Raw genomic sequence first — 14,937 nt, 5'->3', positions numbered from 1 at the left:
AATGAATGTTGCAGTTAAGAGTAAAATTTTTTAAAAATCTTTTACTAACTTATTTCTTGAACCATGTGCAACATTGAAGATTGTATTGCAGTCTCACCATTGAATGAATGATCAGGATTTAGTTCGGCAAGTACTTAACGGTAATACCAAGGCTTTTGAGTATTTGGTGGATAACCATAAAACGTTAGTTGCGCATATGGTAGGCAGGGTTATTCAGAGCCAGGAAGATCACGAAGAAGTATGTCAGGATGTATTCATTAGGGTTTATAATAGATTGGATGAGTTTAACTTTCAATCAAAACTCTCTACCTGGATAGCAACTATTGCATTTAGGATGAGTGTTGATTTTATTAAAAAGAAAAAGAGGTATGTTGATCTGAACGAATCTAAAATTGATGATGAGTCAGTAGCATCAGTGGAGGAGGAGGCAATTAGGATAGACTCAAAAGAATATTTAAACAAGATTATTAATGTACTTCCTGTGCATTTCAGGACTGTAATTACACTCTACCATCTAAAGGAAATGACATATCCTGAAATAGTAGAAGTAACAGGGTTACCGGAAGGCACAATAAAGAGCCATTTATTTAGGGCTAGAAAACTATTAAAAGAAAAATTAGAGCAGTTTTTAAAAAAGGAGGAGTTATGACTGAGCAAGAACTACAGGAGTTAATAGATGCAGGGCTTATCGATAAGGAGAAGGATAAAGAATTGTATGAGCATTTATACAAAGACCTAAGCAGTGAAATTAAAGACTATAAAGTCTCGACACATTTCATTAAAAATCTTTCCGGTGAATTAGAAAAAGCCAAAAAACAGTCGAGAAGAGAAATGCTGATTCTTTATTCTGTTGTTGGTTTTATGGGGTTAGTGGCGCTGGTTCTGTTTTTAATTTTAACCAAACCAAGTATCAACTCAGGATTAAGTAATTGGCTTGCATATACCCTTATTTTTAGCGCACTCTATTTTGTGTTCAGAGCAATTGAGAAAAAGTACATTGCCAAAGAAAGCTAAGCGCCTTTTTCTGCTCTTAATTTTCTGGCAACAAAAATGGCAATGATACTAAAGAAAACAGCAACATAGCCTACATTTTCATAACCAATAAGTGCTTTTGCCCCTTCTGTTACTTTTGATGGGGTTTCAGTAATTAGGGCACCAGCTAAGAGTGCAGCTAATCCAGAGGAAATTTGTTGAACGCTCGACCTAAGACTCATAAAACTACCTCGATTTTCGGGTTTGATAACTGAAGTTACCATGGTTGTAGATGGCACCATTCGGCCATTTGCCATTATAAAAAACACACCTGTTACAATGAGTGCCTGCCATAGTGGAACAGGGTTTAAGTGCGTGATAACTAATACTGGAATAAGTACCAAAATTCCGAAAATGGTAAATGTTTTTAAGCGGCCATATTTATCGGCAAATTTTCCGACCATGGGAGAGGAGAAGATGGTTAAGCCACCACCAACAAGATAAATATATGTTAGTTCTTGTTCTGTGAAGCCCACATTGCCTACCATATAAGGCGCAATAAAGGGGATTACAGTGAAATGCCCAAGCATCAGTATTGATGTGAATAATAATCCCATCAATGGATTTTTTTTACCCAACACTTTTTTAATAATCTCAAGCGGATTCTGTTTTGAGTTTTCACCTTCCAGATGGTCTGACATCATGGGAACATAGTATATAATGAATACCATAACAACCAGGCTAAAACTCCCTAAAAATAAAAATGGTGCATGCCAGCTAAATAGCGTTGCTAAATAAAGTCCAAAAGGAACCCCGAATACAGATGCTACAGAGAAAGAAGCCATTACAAAACCAATTCCTGCAGCCCTTCTCTCTAATGGAATTGCATCGCTTACAATGGAAAGAATTAATGCGCCTAACACACCTCCGAAAGCTCCGGCTATTGATCTTGTGATTAATAATACCTCATAGGTGGGGGCAAAAGCACATGCAAGCGTGCCTAGCGCAAATCCGGTATACACAAAAATGAGAAAGACTTTTCTATCAAATCTGTCAATTAAAAAAGCTGCAAAGAACCCTGAGGCGCCTGCAGCAAAGGTATATGACGAAACCAAAAAACTAAACTGCTGAGGAGTGATATCAAAAAGCCTCATTAATTGTGGTCCCAGTGGCATCATGATCATAAAGTCCATGATGTGAGAAAATAGGGCAGAGGCCAGGACTAATAAAAGGATTCTTTCTTTCGTCATTTACTGGCCGTGAAGATAGGCCTTTTATGGCCATTAATGTTTAGCCATTAATAAAAAGAATCTATACCACCATTCATCAAACTGATGAATTACTTCACATCCTTTATATTGTAAGTGCGGCCATTTACAGTAACATTCATTCCAGCACTTTTACCAATTAGTTCCTGACCAATCGGTGAATTAGGAGCTATTGCAAATACTGAAGAATTTTCAATATCTATTTTTCCTAAGCCTATACTCATATAAAATATACCCATATCGGTAATGATAAGAGAACCATTTTGAATGATTTTGGTATCTTCTGTTGTTAAAGCATTCAGGATTTCAAGCTGGTTACTCAACTCAGTGTATCTGGTCATTAGGTTTTCCTGCTCTAAATGCACCATAGCTCTACCTGTTTCATACTTATCGCCCATGGCACTTTTAGAATCTTCATTGGCAGATTCCTGCAAGTCCTTTATTTGATTCTTTAAATCCGCTAGCTTAGATGTTACCGCCTGTTTACAAGCAGCTAATACTTGTTTCTTCATTGTTAAAAATTGGCTGCAAATGTATGTACTCTTAACATTATTTAGTGAGATTACTATGTTTTACTTTTCAATTTTGGTATCTTTTAAACATCACAAAACCGAAAAAACATGCAAAAAATATTAGTTCCAACAGATTTTTCAGAGTTATCTGAAAGTGCACTTAAACTAGCTGTTGATATTGGCAGACGTGCGGATGCCGAAGTGTATTTAGTCAATTTCATGGATCACCCTTTTGGGCCAACATTCTCCACCACTGGTGAAATAGATGCTGGTGGTTCAGAAAACGATCTTTACACGTTAAAATTAGCCAGAAAAAACCATCAGCGCTTGGCGGAAATAGCTTCTAGACATGGGGTTTCTGTGAAAGTAAATTACCAGGTTTATGATGAGGATTTTGAAGATGGGTTTAAAAAATACATAAGAGAACAGGCTATAGATTTAGCTGTTATTGCTACTTCAGGGGAAGAAAGTGCAGATGAGTTTTTTAGTGGAAATCACACCGAACAAATGATTGTGGGAGCTTCCTGCCCGGTAATTTCTGTAAAAGGTGACTATAACGATAACGACTTTAAAAAGATTGTAGTAGGTATAGATTTAGAGCATGATGACGAAGATAATTTTCTTCAAGCTGCTAAATTCTTAAATTCTTTTGCTAAGAATGTTTCAGGGAAGTTACATTTAGTTCATGTAGCAGATCTTGATAGCGATAAAGCGGCTATTGAGAAAAAAGTGAAATCATTTGTAGATAAATATAAGTTTGAAAACTATACACTTAAAGTCACTCAGAATGATGATAAAGAGCAAGGGCTTATTGCATACTGCTTAGGAACGGGTGCTTCTATGCTTGCATTACTTACTCATGCATCAGGAGGACTATTAAGTATATTCACTGAGAGTACTACTGAGGAATTAAGCAAGCGATCGAGTATTCCAGTAATGGCGATTAACTTACATAATATCTAACCTAAAGCTGCAGTAATACAGTATTATAATCCGAAGCAATAGTGACAGAACCATCTGTTACTATTGCTTTTTTATTGGAATAATAATCAGTTACTTCCTGTCCATTTTCGAATACCCCACCTACATGAATGGTCTTTTCTCCAGGCTGAGCCTCTAAAGCAATAACAACGTTATCAGACCCTAACTTCCGAGAAAATGTATAGGGGCTTTCATTCAACATGGCGTGTTCACCTCTACTAATTGCTGGATGCATTTGTCTGAACTTACCTAACTTTTGCCAATGAGTTAAGATGGCTTTTGTCTCCGCTTGCTTCAGATCATCCCAATTCATAAATGATCGTAAAGTTGCATCCCCTTCGGTACCTTCAATGACTAACGAGCGTGCAGTTTCATCTCCATAATAAATTTGAGCACCACCGGGTGTTAATAACAATTTGTTAGCAGATTCGTAAGGTTTTTCTCTGGCGCCATCATAAGGATTCCCATCATCGTGGGAGTCAATATAATTAAGTATACCAATATTTTTCATCTCTTCAGTAGCTAAAATACTGTCGTACTTGCTAAATAATGCTTCGTATTCCATTTGCTTGCAATCCCAAACAAACTCAAAATTGATAAGGCTTTGAAAACCGTTGTCAAAGTAGTTTACCACACTATCACCAAAATTAAATTGTTGTTTACCTGATATGCCATAGTTATATACTTCTCCTAGCATAAAAAATTCTTCATCGTCTAAAACCGCATCAGAATTAGCTTTTTTCCAATCTTCAAACGCTTTTTGGGCAAGGTTAGCTAGTTCATCAAATACATCTTCTTCTACATGTTTTACCGTATCTACCCTAAAACCATCAATACCATAATCTTTGATGAGGTCAATTAACCATTTTATGATATAGTATTTTGGATAACGCGGAAACCCTGTAGCATTGAAAAAGGCATCCAGTTCTGCTACCTCTTGTTCATACCGACCTTCATTTCGCCATTTTTCAGCTAATTGTAATGGTATTTCAACTTCTTCCTCAGAATCTGTGAGAACATCAGGCAAGTTTTTAACTAAGGTACAGCTTACAGTAGTTTCATAGCTTTGATAGGTGCACTGTGGTTCAGTTCTAACCCAATCAGCAGGCCACACAGGATCTTTATCAGTTACTGGTCCTGTATGATTGATAATTACATCCATTAATACACGTATTCCTTTCTCATGCGCGGCAGCCACCATTTCTTTAATGTCTTCTTTTGTTCCGAAGTTAGGTTCAAGAGCTGACCAATCCTTAGGCCAATACCCATGGAAGCCATAGGTAACGCCTGACCCTTCATCTACATACCCGCGTATTTGCTCAAACACAGGACTAAACCAAATGGCATCAATGCCGAGATTGGTGAAATATCCATCCTTAATTTTTTCGGTGATACCTTTTACATCACCTCCCATAAAGTCCCTGAGTTTACTAGTTTCTTTAGTTCTATTGAAGTTTATGTCATTAGTACTGTCACCGTTATTAAACCTGTCAGTTAGCAGAAAATAGATGGAAGCGGTATTCCAATCAAATTTTGATGATTCTGCCTCATCACTCAACTGCTGTGAGCTTTCCTGGTTTTGTTTCGAATAGTCACAACTCGTAATACAACAAAAAGTTGTAATGATTATCAGCCCTAATATTCTCTTCATTGTATAGCTTCTTTAACTTACCTAGATTGGTGCAAGTAGCACATCTTTAATTTATTCAAGATTTTACCATGTAAATTAAGTGTTTTTACTTATTTCATCTCAATGATTGAAGTGCCAATTTGCTTCTATAAAGTTGGCGGATATGATATCACCAGAAAGAGTTCAGGTTAAACAATTAAAAGTTGGTTCTAAGTTTAAAATGGGTTTAAACGAGCGGGAGATTCTCATTATCAATGAATTGGATAGTCAGGTAGCTTACTGTTCCCATTTCTTAGGAATTTATGTTCTTCCCGTTGAAAGGTTTGTATATAAGGTGGCGTAGTAAACCTTTTACAGGAAAGCAAAAGGCCTGTCGTTTAGACAGGCCTTTATTATTTCTCATTTTTTTGATTCTACCCAATTATTTACTAGTTCCTCTAACGTATTAAGAGGAATGGCTCCACTTGTAAGAACGACTTCATGAAATTCCCTTAAATCAAATTTATCACCTAGCTTTTCCATTGCCATAGAGCGTAAGTCCAATATTTTAAGCATCCCTATTTTGTAGGCAGTTGCCTGCGAAGGCATAACTATATGTCTTTCAACCATTCTAACACATTCACGTTCACTGCCAGATGTATTGGTCATGTAGTATTCAATACCTTCTTCTCGAGTCCATTTTTTAAGATGGATTCCTGTATCTACAACCAACCTACATGCACGCCATAATTCCATAGCTAACCTTCCAAAATCTGAATATGGGTTAGCATATAATCCCATTTCTTTAGGAATAAACTCACTGTAAAGTCCCCAACCTTCTACATAGGCCGTGTAACCACCAAATTTCCTAAACTTAGGAATGTCTGTAAGCTCTTGTGCAATACTTCTGTCCATATGGTGGCCGGGAATTCCCTCATGGTAGGCTAATGCTTCCATTTCGTATTTAGGCATATTTTTGGTGTTAGCCAGGTTGGCATAATATGTTCCAGGTCTCGATCCATCAGGTGCCGGAGCTTGGTAAAATGCTTTGCCTGCTGAGTTCTCTCTAAACTTCTCCACTCTTTTTACTTTAATACGAGCCTTTGGTTTGGTGATAAATAATTCATCCAATCTGCTTTCCATATTATCGATAATAGCCTTGGCACTATCCAAATATTGTTCTTTCCCTTCATCCGTGTTAGGGTAGTAAAACATTGGCTCTTCACGCATAAACGTAAAAAATGCTTGCAGATCTCCTTTGAAGTTTACCCGCTCCATAATCTTGCGCATCTCACCATGTATTCTTTCAACCTCATCTAAGCCTATTTGGTGAATTTCTTCTGCTGTAAGATCAGTAGTGGTAGTGCGTTGCAGTGCAACATCATAGAACTCTTTTCCTTCTGGGAATTTCCAAGCTCCATCTTTTGTAGTTGCACGTGTTTCTTGTTCTTCAAGGAATGAGATTAGCTTTTCATAGCCTTGTTTAACAGAATTGTTAAGAGCAGATTTAGCCTCTTCAATCAATTTCTTTTTAGTAGCATCATCAAGTTCAAGTGCTTCAACCTTTCTGGTGAAATCGGCAAGTATGGTACTTGGTTCACCTTTTTCAAAAGGTGCACCTTTTAAGATATTTTTAGAATCTTCAATGGCATATGGAAAGACAAATTTTGGCGGTACAATACCCTTTTCTTCTCTTGTTTTAAGACCAGTAACTAATTGATCAAATAACGTTGAAACGCCATTGAGCCTTGATATGTATGCGGCTGCATCACTTGAATCGGATACCTGATGTATATTGATTAGAAATGATGGTACTTGCGAGTGCATACCGAACATTTGGTTTACGGGGTAATTATGAAAACGCCATTTAAAATCAGCTATCTCATTTTCAGCATCCTCTTTAAATAGCTGATAGCTAATTTTGGCTTGCTTATCTAATGCATCGGGGTTAATAGAGTCGAGCAAATATTGAAGCTGTTTTTTTGTAATCTCTAAACCTTCCTGAGCATGTTCGTCTGATAAATCATCCCATTGGCCATAGTCTGTTTTAATTCCAAGGTAGCTCTGCTGCATAGGAGATCTTTCCAAAGCAGTTTGAAATGCTTCCTCAAAAAATTCATTTGCTTTAGCCGTTTCTTGCTTTATTTCTTCCGCACTGTAAGTTTTCTCTTTCGTTTCTGGGCTTTGGGTGCAGGCCTGAATTACGAATGAAAACAGAGCAATGCTCAATAAAAGTTTAATTCTCATATATGTTGGGTTTGTTTAGGGCGATGAAGCTAGTCAATCGTGCTTGAATAGGCAAATGAGCACATAAAAAAAGCCCTGATTCAAACTTAAATCAGGGCTTTTAATTCCGGTTGGAAAGAATTACTCAGCTACTACTTTAATAGAAATTTCGTGCTGAACATCTCTGTGTAAATCTATCATTGCTTTGTAGTCACCTACTTGCTTGATAGGGTTGAAAGAGATTTTCTTTCTGTCAATGTCAAAACCTTTGTTCTTTAATCCTTCAGCTACCTGAATAGTAGTGATAGCACCAAAGATTTTACCGCTCTCGCCAGCTTTTGTTCCGATTTCCAAAGTAAGATCGCCCATTTTATTAGCGATTTCTTCAGCATCTTTCTTCAACTTTTCAGCTTTGTGCGCAGCTTGCTTAATATTCTCTTCAACTACTTTTTTGTTAGCCTCGTTAGCGATAATAGCAAAACCTTGAGGAATTAAGTAGTTTCTAGCATATCCTGGCTTTACAGTTACTGTATCATTCTTATAGCCAAGACCTTGTATGTCGTCTTTTAATATTACTTCCATAATTCAGATCTTATTTTAGTGAATCAGTAACGTAAGGTAATAATGCCAAGTGTCTTGCTCTTTTTACTGCCTGAGAAACTTTCTTCTGGAATTTCAAGCTAGTACCAGTCAATCTTCTTGGTAAAATTTTACCTTGCTCATTTACAAACTTCAATAGGAAGTCAGGATCCTTGTAATCAATATACTTAATGCCATTCTTTTTGAATCGGCAGTATTTCTTTCCTTGTTCGCCTCTGTTAATAGGCTCGTTCATTAATGTCATGCTACTGGCTCCTCCTTAGCTGCTTTCTTTTTGTCTTTACGGAATGCTCCGTTTCTTCTTTTGTCATTGTACGCAACAGCGTGTTTGTCTAAAGATACTGTTAAGAATCTCATCACTGCTTCGTCTCTTCTGAATTCTGTCTCCAGTTTATCTACTGCTTCAGAGGCTGCCTCGAATTCGACTAGGTTGTAAAAACCAGTAGACTTGTGCTGAATTGGGTAAGCCAATTTCTTCAAGCCCCACTGCTCTTCATTGATCACTTTTGCGCCTGCATCTTTGATCACCTGTACGAACTTCTTGACAGTATCCTTCATCTGCTCTTCAGATAAAACGGGATTTAAAATGAATACCGTCTCGTAATTGTTCATAATTGTATTAGTTAAAAAATTTGAGGTGCAAACTTAATCAAATATCTACTAATTGTAAAAAGAGTTTAAGAATTAATCGGATTGGTTGAAATATCTGATATGATATTAACAAAGTCATTGGGCAGACATTGTATCGTTTTGATGTATCAGTTCATCCGAAATAGTCGTAAAATTGATACATGAAGCGCTTTCATTACATTTTATTATTATCGATTATTCTGTCTACCACAGCCGGTTGTAATGCCAACAAACGAACTGATGTAAAAACAAGTCCACCAAGTCATAGTTTATTCAATAATGTTTTAGATCAGCATGTAAAAGGAGATATGGTTGATTATGACGGCTTAAAAAAGAACCAGCAAGAACTTTTAGAATATCTTCATATTTTAAGTGAAAACCCGCCAACAGAGAATTGGTCTAAAAACGAAAAACTTGCTTATTGGATTAATGCGTATAATGCATTTACGCTTAAGTTAATTATTGATAATTATCCTGTAGAAAGCATTACTGATTTACATCCTACTATTCACATTCCTTTGTTAAATACTGTTTGGCATAAGAAGTTTTTCAAAATTGGGGGTTTGGAAATGAGCCTCGATGAGATTGAACATAAAATTCTAAGAAAGGAATTCAATGAACCTCGAATACATTTTGCTATAAACTGTGCATCGGTTTCATGCCCACCGCTAAGAAATGAGGCTTATACTGCCGAGCAGCTAGATAAACAATTGGATGAGCAGGCAAGAGCGTTTATCAATGACAAACAGCGTAACGTCATCACTGAGAATAACCCCAGGGTTTCAAAAATATTCAGCTGGTTTAAAGGTGATTTTAAGCAAAGTGGCACATTAATATCTTACCTAAACAAATATTCAAACATTCAGATTAATGAAAATGCTGATGTCGATTTCCTAGATTATGATTGGGGTTTAAATGATGTAAAGTAGATTCAAGAAATCACTTTATTTCAAACTTACTAGAACCCATTTTGTAGTCATCAGTGTAAACTTCAAGCGTGTAAAGCCCTTCTTCATATTCGGAGCCTTTAGTATACTCAAAAGTTAAACGCTGCTTAGAGTTGTCGAATAATATCTCCTGGTTGGCAGTGTAAAACTCTTCTTTGTTATTGTACATGAATGTACCTGAGCCTTTAGCCACATCGAAAATAACCTGACCTTTCTGGTCAACTATTCTTACTAATATGTTCTTTCCTTCAATAGGAGCTACATTATTTTCAGCAATATTAAAGGAGACCTTAATTTTATCCACCTGACGGCTCTTGGCGGGCATCTCACGTTCTTTACCACGATCGTTAACAGCCAATATTTGAAAATTCTCTGCTTTAAGTTGAGATGCAATTGCTACTTTCGATTCAAGTGCTTCCTTCGATTGGTTGATCTCTCGAATGGTAGTGGACAACTCGTTTTTCTCAGTTTTTAATGTGGTATTTTCGGTGAGTAATTCTTCATTGAGCTCTTTCAACTTCACAATCTCTTCATCTTTTAACTTTAGTAACTCCTGAAAGCCTTCCACTTTATCTTTTAAATCTGCAATGGCCTGTCGGTCTCTTTTTCTGGTTCTGTTAAGCTCAGCTTCTACATCGGCCTTAGCCTTCTGTAACTCTTCAACATCGCCACCTAACTTCTCAATTTCAGCAATTTTTTCATCCAATTCAGCACTAATATCTGTGAGCTTTTGCATGGTAGTGGCAAGCTCTTCTTCAGTATTAATTAGCTGATTTTCCTGCTTCGTGTTTTCTTGATGATCTAAATAAATCTTAATGGCCTGAGCAATTACTATTAGAGAGAGCACGATAACAATAATTCGATTCTTATTGCTCTTGTTCTCAGGTAGTTTATTTGAGGGCTGATTTTGATTTTCTTTTTGTTCTTCCATTGTCAGTTTCGTAATCTGAGCAAAAATATTGTTTATTAAAGACTATTCAATAGTTTAACAATCAATTGTAATTATTTAATGTTAAATGGCACCTGTACACTTTGAAGAGGACTATTGGTCGAATCGTTATGTAAATCATCAAACTCAGTGGGATATCGGCTCTGTATCCACTCCACTGAAAGAGTATTTCGATCAGCTTGCCAACAAAGAATTGAAAATTCTTATTCCTGGTTGCGGCAATGCCTATGAGGCAGCCTACTTGCATGATTTGGGATTTAAGAATGTTTATATCCTAGATATTAGTCTGCTTCCATTAGAAGAATTCAAAAGGAAAAACCCTGAATTTCCATACAAGCATGTTATACATGGCGATTTTTTTTTATTGGATGATACTTTTGATTTAATAATCGAACAGACTTTTTTTTGCGCCTTGCACCCATCAGAAAGAATTAAATATGCCGAGAAAGTAAAGAAGCTGTTATCTTTGAATGGAAAACTTGTCGGATTATTATTTGATGACCCTTTAAATGATAATCATCCTCCGTTTGGAGGGAGTTTGGAAGAGTATAAAAGCCTTTTTAGCAAGTATTTCAAAAACGTATCAATCGAACCTTGCTATAATTCTATAAAACCTAGAGATGGGCGAGAGTTGTTTATAAGAATTGGTCATTAAGATCGTTCACATCTTAATATTTCAATTTTGACAACTTTCTCATATGTCTAAGTAGGTTATGCAATATCATTGTGGTTTATATTATGTCTAATTATTTATTCGCGTTCTCTATTGCTTAGATCAACACTCATATTGCTAATACTTCTTATGAGTGCCTTAGTTTTTGCACAACGCAAAGGCAAGGTTGCTGGTACAGATAGTATCCATGTAAAGGGTAAGTCTTTCCTCGTTCTCAGCGACACTTCTATTTATGTAAAAAGAGATACAATTTTTTACTTGCCTGATTCCGTGGTGGCTAAACTTAAAAAAGACAGAGAGGGACGGAGTGCTGAATTCTATAAAAAATTAAAGGAGAAACTATCAAAAAGAAAAGTTACAAAAGAGCTGTATGATTTGTTTTTCAACGATACCAGCAAACCTAAATCATCTATAAAGTCATTTGATGGACCAACTGATGATTTTGAATTATACAATGGTAGGGTAATAAATAAAATACAAATTAAAAGGTTAGACCCTTTTGGCACTAAAGTTACTGATACAACCAGCAGCGCAAAAGATACCTTTTCAAAACTTGGAAATAGAACTCATGCCACTACTCGTGAGTTTGTTGTGAGGAATAATTTACTAATTAAAGAAGGTGACGAGGTGGATGAGGAGATTCTTCGCGATACAGAACGTATTTTGCGTAGGTTGCCTTTCCTTAGAGATGCCAGGGTGTATATTGTGCCTATTAAAGGAACATTTCAAGTAGACATACTAGTGATCACCAAAGATGTATGGAATATTACTGGGTCAGCTTCTTACAGCGATCCGGAGAATTTTGATTTCACCATTACCGACAGGAATTTTTTAGGTTTAGGTTATGAGTTTGAAAATGAGTTTCCATATACAACTGATGGCAAACCAAATTTAGGCTATTTAGGTACATACAGAGCCAATAATATCAAAGGTACTTTTATTACTGGCGAGTTGACATTAGGCCGGTCGTTCGAATTCGATAGAAGAGGAATTGAGTTTTTTAGGAACTTCATCACACCTGAAACCAAACATGCGGGTGGCATAGAAATAGCACAGGAAAGAAGGCTTAACGCAAGAATTTTTATCGATACAACTATTGTGTTTAATACGCGACTTAGTTTTCAGGACTATTGGTATGGTAGATCTTTTTTGATTCATGAAGATGAAGATGGTAGCAGAACCAACTTTCAGGTGGCAGGAGCTTATGTGGTAAATGATTTTATTGAGCGCCCAATCACTACTCCGGACACTAATCAGGTGTTTGTTGATAGCTATACAAGATTATTGTCTGTAGGTATTGCAAGAAGAAAGTTTGATAGAAGCAGCCTTATATTAGGCTTCGGTAGAACCGAAGATATTCCATTGGGATATTTAGCAGAACTTACGCTGGGTAGAGAAAACAATACATTTACTACCAGAACCTATTTTGGTTCTCAATTGGCATACGGTGAGTATTTTGATCGTGTCGGGTTTATTCGCCCTAGTATTACATTCGGTAGTTTTATTGAGAATGAGGAACTTGAACAAGGTGTTCTGAAAGTTCAGGTAGATTATTTCAGCTTTCTGTATCGCATACGAAGAACCAATCTAAGGCAGTTTTTCAGATTCAAATACACGTATGGCATCAACAGATTTAGTACCGAGTTTATCGATATTAATGATGAAAGAGGAGTGCGGGGCTTGGGTGATGTTACACTAAGAGGTACTAAGAAAATTAGTTTTCAAATGGAGACAGTAGCATTTACCCCTATTTACTTTGCTGGATTTAGAATGGCTGTTTTTGGATTTCTCGATTTTGCCATGGTTGATAATACTAAGGAAAGACTATTTGATAATACCTTATATCAAGGGTATGGAGTTGGTTTAAGGTTTAGAAACGAGAACTTGGCTTTTAATACCTTTCAAATTCGATTTGGGTGGTATCCGAATACACCAGCTTATGTCGCTAACTATGATTTCGATTTTTCGGGATCCAGAAATTTGGAACTCAACGGCTTTAGAGTTAACCGTCCGGAGGTTATTACTTTTGATTAGTTGACAGCCTGCAGAAGTAAATAAATCACACCTTTATTATTTATAAATATTCTAAATTAGAAATAAAAATAGCTTTTTTGGCGCAAAAAAAGCTATTTTAAAAAAGCACTACGGACTAGTATGGCTTTTTGTTTCACCTGTGGAAAAATGGGGTTGAAAATATGTTTGAAATAAAATATTCCAATATTAGATTTGTGCCGAGTTAAAGGTAATGTAAGGTTGCATTACTTGATTTAAAACTATTCAATAACATGACGCAAAATAGATTGTTTACACGCGTTTTAATTCTTCTTACTCTTTCACTACCCCTATTATTTATTGGCTCTAGCTCATATGGGCAAGATGAAATACCTACTGAACCGGAGAGAATCAGTGAGGGGCAGTCATTATTTAATGGAAATTGTAAGACTTGTCATAAAGTACACGAAAAGCTTGTTGGTCCGGCATTAAAAGATGTGTATGATAGAGCTCCTTCTATCGACTGGATCGTAAATTTTGTTCAAAACTCTTCTAAAGTAATAGCAAGTGGCGATGAGTACGCCAACGCCCTTTATGAAGAATACAACAAAACACAAATGACTGCTTTCCCTTCGTTTTCAAGGGATCAGATACTTTCAATTTTAGCTTATATTAAAGATGAGACTGAAAAAGGTCCTGCAGTAGCAGCAGTTCCTGCTGATGGCGCAGCAGTTGCCGCGGGAGGCGAGGGATCAGGTGTTCCATCTACTTATATAAACGCTATAATGATTGGTCTAATCATAGTATTAGTACTAATCCTTGTTGTTTTAATATTAATAACAACGATTCTTCAAAAATACCTGAATCAAAAAGAAGATTTAGATGAAGATGATAAAGCAATCGTTAACCCTACATTTAGTTTTGACTCGTTAATTAAGAGTAAGCCGTTCATCTTTATTGTAATATTCTTATTTGCAGCCATCTCATTTAAAGTTGTTATTAATAACTTATATGCAGTAGGCGTTCAGAAAGGATATGCTCCAAAGCAACCAATAGCCTTCTCTCACAAATTACATGCTGGTCAGTACGAAATTGATTGTAATTACTGCCACACTGGTGTAAGAAAAAGTAAGAGTGCGAACATTCCTTCGCCAAACATCTGTATGAATTGTCATAGTGCGATCAAAACTGAGTCGCCAGAAATTCAGAAGATATATGCGGCTATAGAAAATGATAAGCCTATTGAATGGGTCAGAATTCATAACCTACCTGATTTGGCTTATTTCAACCACTCACAACACGTTCAAGTAGGTGGCATTGAGTGCGAAACTTGTCACGGAGAAATCAAAGAAATGGAGGTTGTACAGCAGGCATCATTATTAACAATGGGTTGGTGCATCGATTGTCATAGAAAAACCGATGTAAATACGAAAGGCAACGATTACTATGACAAATTAGTGGAACTTCACGAACAGGAAAGTAAAGAGGCATTAAAGGTAGAAGATATCGGAGGGTTAGAGTGCTCTAAGTGCCATTACTAATTAATTAAAATAAAATATACATCGATATATAAAATAT

The 14,937-nt window shown here is 36.4% G+C and carries 16 protein-coding genes; 8 read left to right on the top strand and 8 right to left on the bottom strand.

All coding sequences use genetic code 11. The features are described 5' to 3' along the window. Positions 1-103: 103 nt before the first annotated feature. Entirely contained in the window at positions 104-649 is a 546-nt protein-coding gene (locus JR347_RS16285; RefSeq protein ID WP_205721643.1) for an RNA polymerase sigma factor, read from the top strand. Further along, positions 646-1,014, top strand: coding sequence for a hypothetical protein (locus JR347_RS16280; protein WP_205721642.1), 369 nt, complete (start codon positions 646-648; stop codon positions 1,012-1,014). The genes JR347_RS16285 and JR347_RS16280 overlap by 4 nt, the downstream gene beginning before the upstream one ends. Here JR347_RS16280 and JR347_RS16275 read toward each other — a convergent pair. Beyond that, entirely contained in the window at positions 1,011-2,222 is a 1,212-nt protein-coding gene (locus JR347_RS16275; RefSeq protein WP_205721641.1) for an MFS transporter, read from the bottom strand. The genes JR347_RS16280 and JR347_RS16275 overlap by 4 nt on opposite strands. Before the next feature lie 89 nt (positions 2,223-2,311). Next, entirely contained in the window at positions 2,312-2,752 is a 441-nt protein-coding gene (locus tag JR347_RS16270) for a 3-oxoacyl-ACP synthase (RefSeq protein ID WP_205721640.1), read from the bottom strand. A 108-nt stretch (positions 2,753-2,860) separates the two neighbouring features. Between JR347_RS16270 and JR347_RS16265 the strand changes: the two genes are divergently transcribed. Next, complete coding sequence (locus tag JR347_RS16265; RefSeq protein WP_205721639.1) at positions 2,861-3,715, top strand: universal stress protein; 855 nt, start codon at positions 2,861-2,863, stop codon at positions 3,713-3,715. A 1-nt stretch (position 3,716) separates the two neighbouring features. Here JR347_RS16265 and JR347_RS16260 read toward each other — a convergent pair whose 3' ends face one another. Then, positions 3,717-5,384 carry an alpha-amylase family glycosyl hydrolase gene (locus tag JR347_RS16260; RefSeq protein WP_205721638.1) on the bottom strand — a complete coding sequence of 556 codons (1,668 nt, stop codon included), beginning with the start codon at positions 5,382-5,384 and terminating at the stop codon, positions 3,717-3,719. Positions 5,385-5,526: 142 nt separating this feature from the next. Here JR347_RS16260 and JR347_RS16255 point away from each other — a divergent pair, with 142 nt between their 5' ends. Continuing rightward, a complete protein-coding gene (locus JR347_RS16255; protein WP_205721637.1) occupies positions 5,527-5,706 on the top strand; it encodes a hypothetical protein in 180 nt (59 codons plus the stop codon). A gap of 56 nt (positions 5,707-5,762) precedes the next feature. On the opposite strand, the gene JR347_RS16250 is transcribed toward JR347_RS16255, so the two are convergent. The 4 genes from JR347_RS16250 to rpsF form a co-directional block, all read right to left on the bottom strand. Further along, on the bottom strand, positions 5,763-7,589 hold the full coding sequence (locus JR347_RS16250) for a DUF885 domain-containing protein (RefSeq protein WP_205721636.1): 1,827 nt from the start codon (positions 7,587-7,589) through the stop codon (positions 5,763-5,765). Positions 7,590-7,709: 120 nt separating this feature from the next. Then, entirely contained in the window at positions 7,710-8,150 is a 441-nt protein-coding gene (gene rplI / locus JR347_RS16245) for a 50S ribosomal protein L9 (RefSeq protein ID WP_205721635.1), read from the bottom strand. Between the two features lie 10 nt (positions 8,151-8,160). After that, positions 8,161-8,412 carry a 30S ribosomal protein S18 gene (gene rpsR, locus JR347_RS16240; RefSeq protein ID WP_205721634.1) on the bottom strand — a complete coding sequence of 84 codons (252 nt, stop codon included), beginning with the start codon at positions 8,410-8,412 and terminating at the stop codon, positions 8,161-8,163. Then, positions 8,409-8,780 (bottom strand): 30S ribosomal protein S6, encoded by a 372-nt coding sequence (gene rpsF, locus JR347_RS16235; RefSeq protein ID WP_205721633.1) that lies wholly within the window; start codon positions 8,778-8,780, stop codon positions 8,409-8,411. The genes rpsR and rpsF overlap by 4 nt, the downstream gene beginning before the upstream one ends. Before the next feature lie 179 nt (positions 8,781-8,959). Here rpsF and JR347_RS16230 point away from each other — a divergent pair, with 179 nt between their 5' ends. After that, positions 8,960-9,727: a DUF547 domain-containing protein gene (locus JR347_RS16230; RefSeq protein ID WP_205721632.1), complete on the top strand. Its 768-nt coding sequence runs from the start codon at positions 8,960-8,962 to the stop codon at positions 9,725-9,727. A gap of 10 nt (positions 9,728-9,737) precedes the next feature. On the opposite strand, the gene JR347_RS16225 is transcribed toward JR347_RS16230, so the two are convergent. Next, on the bottom strand, positions 9,738-10,676 hold the full coding sequence (locus JR347_RS16225) for a chromosome segregation protein SMC (protein WP_205721631.1): 939 nt from the start codon (positions 10,674-10,676) through the stop codon (positions 9,738-9,740). 85 nt (positions 10,677-10,761) lie between these two features. On the opposite strand from JR347_RS16225, the gene JR347_RS16220 reads away from it, so the two are divergent. The 3 genes from JR347_RS16220 to JR347_RS16210 all read left to right on the top strand — a co-directional run bounded on the left by JR347_RS16220 (position 10,762) and on the right by JR347_RS16210 (position 14,900). Continuing rightward, positions 10,762-11,349 (top strand): methyltransferase domain-containing protein, encoded by a 588-nt coding sequence (locus JR347_RS16220; RefSeq protein WP_205721630.1) that lies wholly within the window; start codon positions 10,762-10,764, stop codon positions 11,347-11,349. Positions 11,350-11,496: 147 nt separating this feature from the next. Next, on the top strand, positions 11,497-13,401 hold the full coding sequence (locus JR347_RS16215) for a hypothetical protein (protein WP_205721629.1): 1,905 nt from the start codon (positions 11,497-11,499) through the stop codon (positions 13,399-13,401). Between the two features lie 251 nt (positions 13,402-13,652). Then, complete coding sequence (locus JR347_RS16210) at positions 13,653-14,900, top strand: c-type cytochrome (RefSeq protein ID WP_205721628.1); 1,248 nt, start codon at positions 13,653-13,655, stop codon at positions 14,898-14,900. The last annotated feature ends 37 nt before the right edge of the window (positions 14,901-14,937 follow it).

The organism is Fulvivirga lutea, assembly GCF_017068455.1.
Classification (GTDB): Bacteria; Bacteroidota; Bacteroidia; order Cytophagales; family Cyclobacteriaceae; genus Fulvivirga; species Fulvivirga lutea.
Note: the sequence above shows the minus strand (reverse complement) of the source record. Positions and strands in the feature narration are given on the sequence as shown.

Bases quoted from the DNA above. Each gene is read 5' to 3' on its own strand.
- JR347_RS16250 (WP_205721636.1), bottom strand. From the start codon at position 7,589: ATGAGAATTAAACTTTTATTGAGCATTGCTCTGTTTTCATTCGTAATT.
- JR347_RS16285 (WP_205721643.1), top strand. From the start codon at position 104: ATGAATGATCAGGATTTAGTTCGGCAAGTACTTAACGGTAATACCAAG.
- JR347_RS16270 (WP_205721640.1), bottom strand. From the start codon at position 2,752: ATGAAGAAACAAGTATTAGCTGCTTGTAAACAGGCGGTAACATCTAAG.
- JR347_RS16210 (WP_205721628.1), top strand. From the start codon at position 13,653: ATGACGCAAAATAGATTGTTTACACGCGTTTTAATTCTTCTTACTCTT.
- rpsF (WP_205721633.1), bottom strand. From the start codon at position 8,780: ATGAACAATTACGAGACGGTATTCATTTTAAATCCCGTTTTATCTGAA.
- rpsR (WP_205721634.1), bottom strand. From the start codon at position 8,412: ATGACATTAATGAACGAGCCTATTAACAGAGGCGAACAAGGAAAGAAA.
- JR347_RS16255 (WP_205721637.1), top strand. From the start codon at position 5,527: ATGATATCACCAGAAAGAGTTCAGGTTAAACAATTAAAAGTTGGTTCT.
- JR347_RS16225 (WP_205721631.1), bottom strand. From the start codon at position 10,676: ATGGAAGAACAAAAAGAAAATCAAAATCAGCCCTCAAATAAACTACCT.
- JR347_RS16215 (WP_205721629.1), top strand. From the start codon at position 11,497: ATGAGTGCCTTAGTTTTTGCACAACGCAAAGGCAAGGTTGCTGGTACA.
- JR347_RS16280 (WP_205721642.1), top strand. From the start codon at position 646: ATGACTGAGCAAGAACTACAGGAGTTAATAGATGCAGGGCTTATCGAT.
- JR347_RS16220 (WP_205721630.1), top strand. From the start codon at position 10,762: ATGGCACCTGTACACTTTGAAGAGGACTATTGGTCGAATCGTTATGTA.
- JR347_RS16260 (WP_205721638.1), bottom strand. From the start codon at position 5,384: ATGAAGAGAATATTAGGGCTGATAATCATTACAACTTTTTGTTGTATT.
- JR347_RS16275 (WP_205721641.1), bottom strand. From the start codon at position 2,222: ATGACGAAAGAAAGAATCCTTTTATTAGTCCTGGCCTCTGCCCTATTT.
- JR347_RS16230 (WP_205721632.1), top strand. From the start codon at position 8,960: ATGAAGCGCTTTCATTACATTTTATTATTATCGATTATTCTGTCTACC.
- rplI (WP_205721635.1), bottom strand. From the start codon at position 8,150: ATGGAAGTAATATTAAAAGACGACATACAAGGTCTTGGCTATAAGAAT.
- JR347_RS16265 (WP_205721639.1), top strand. From the start codon at position 2,861: ATGCAAAAAATATTAGTTCCAACAGATTTTTCAGAGTTATCTGAAAGT.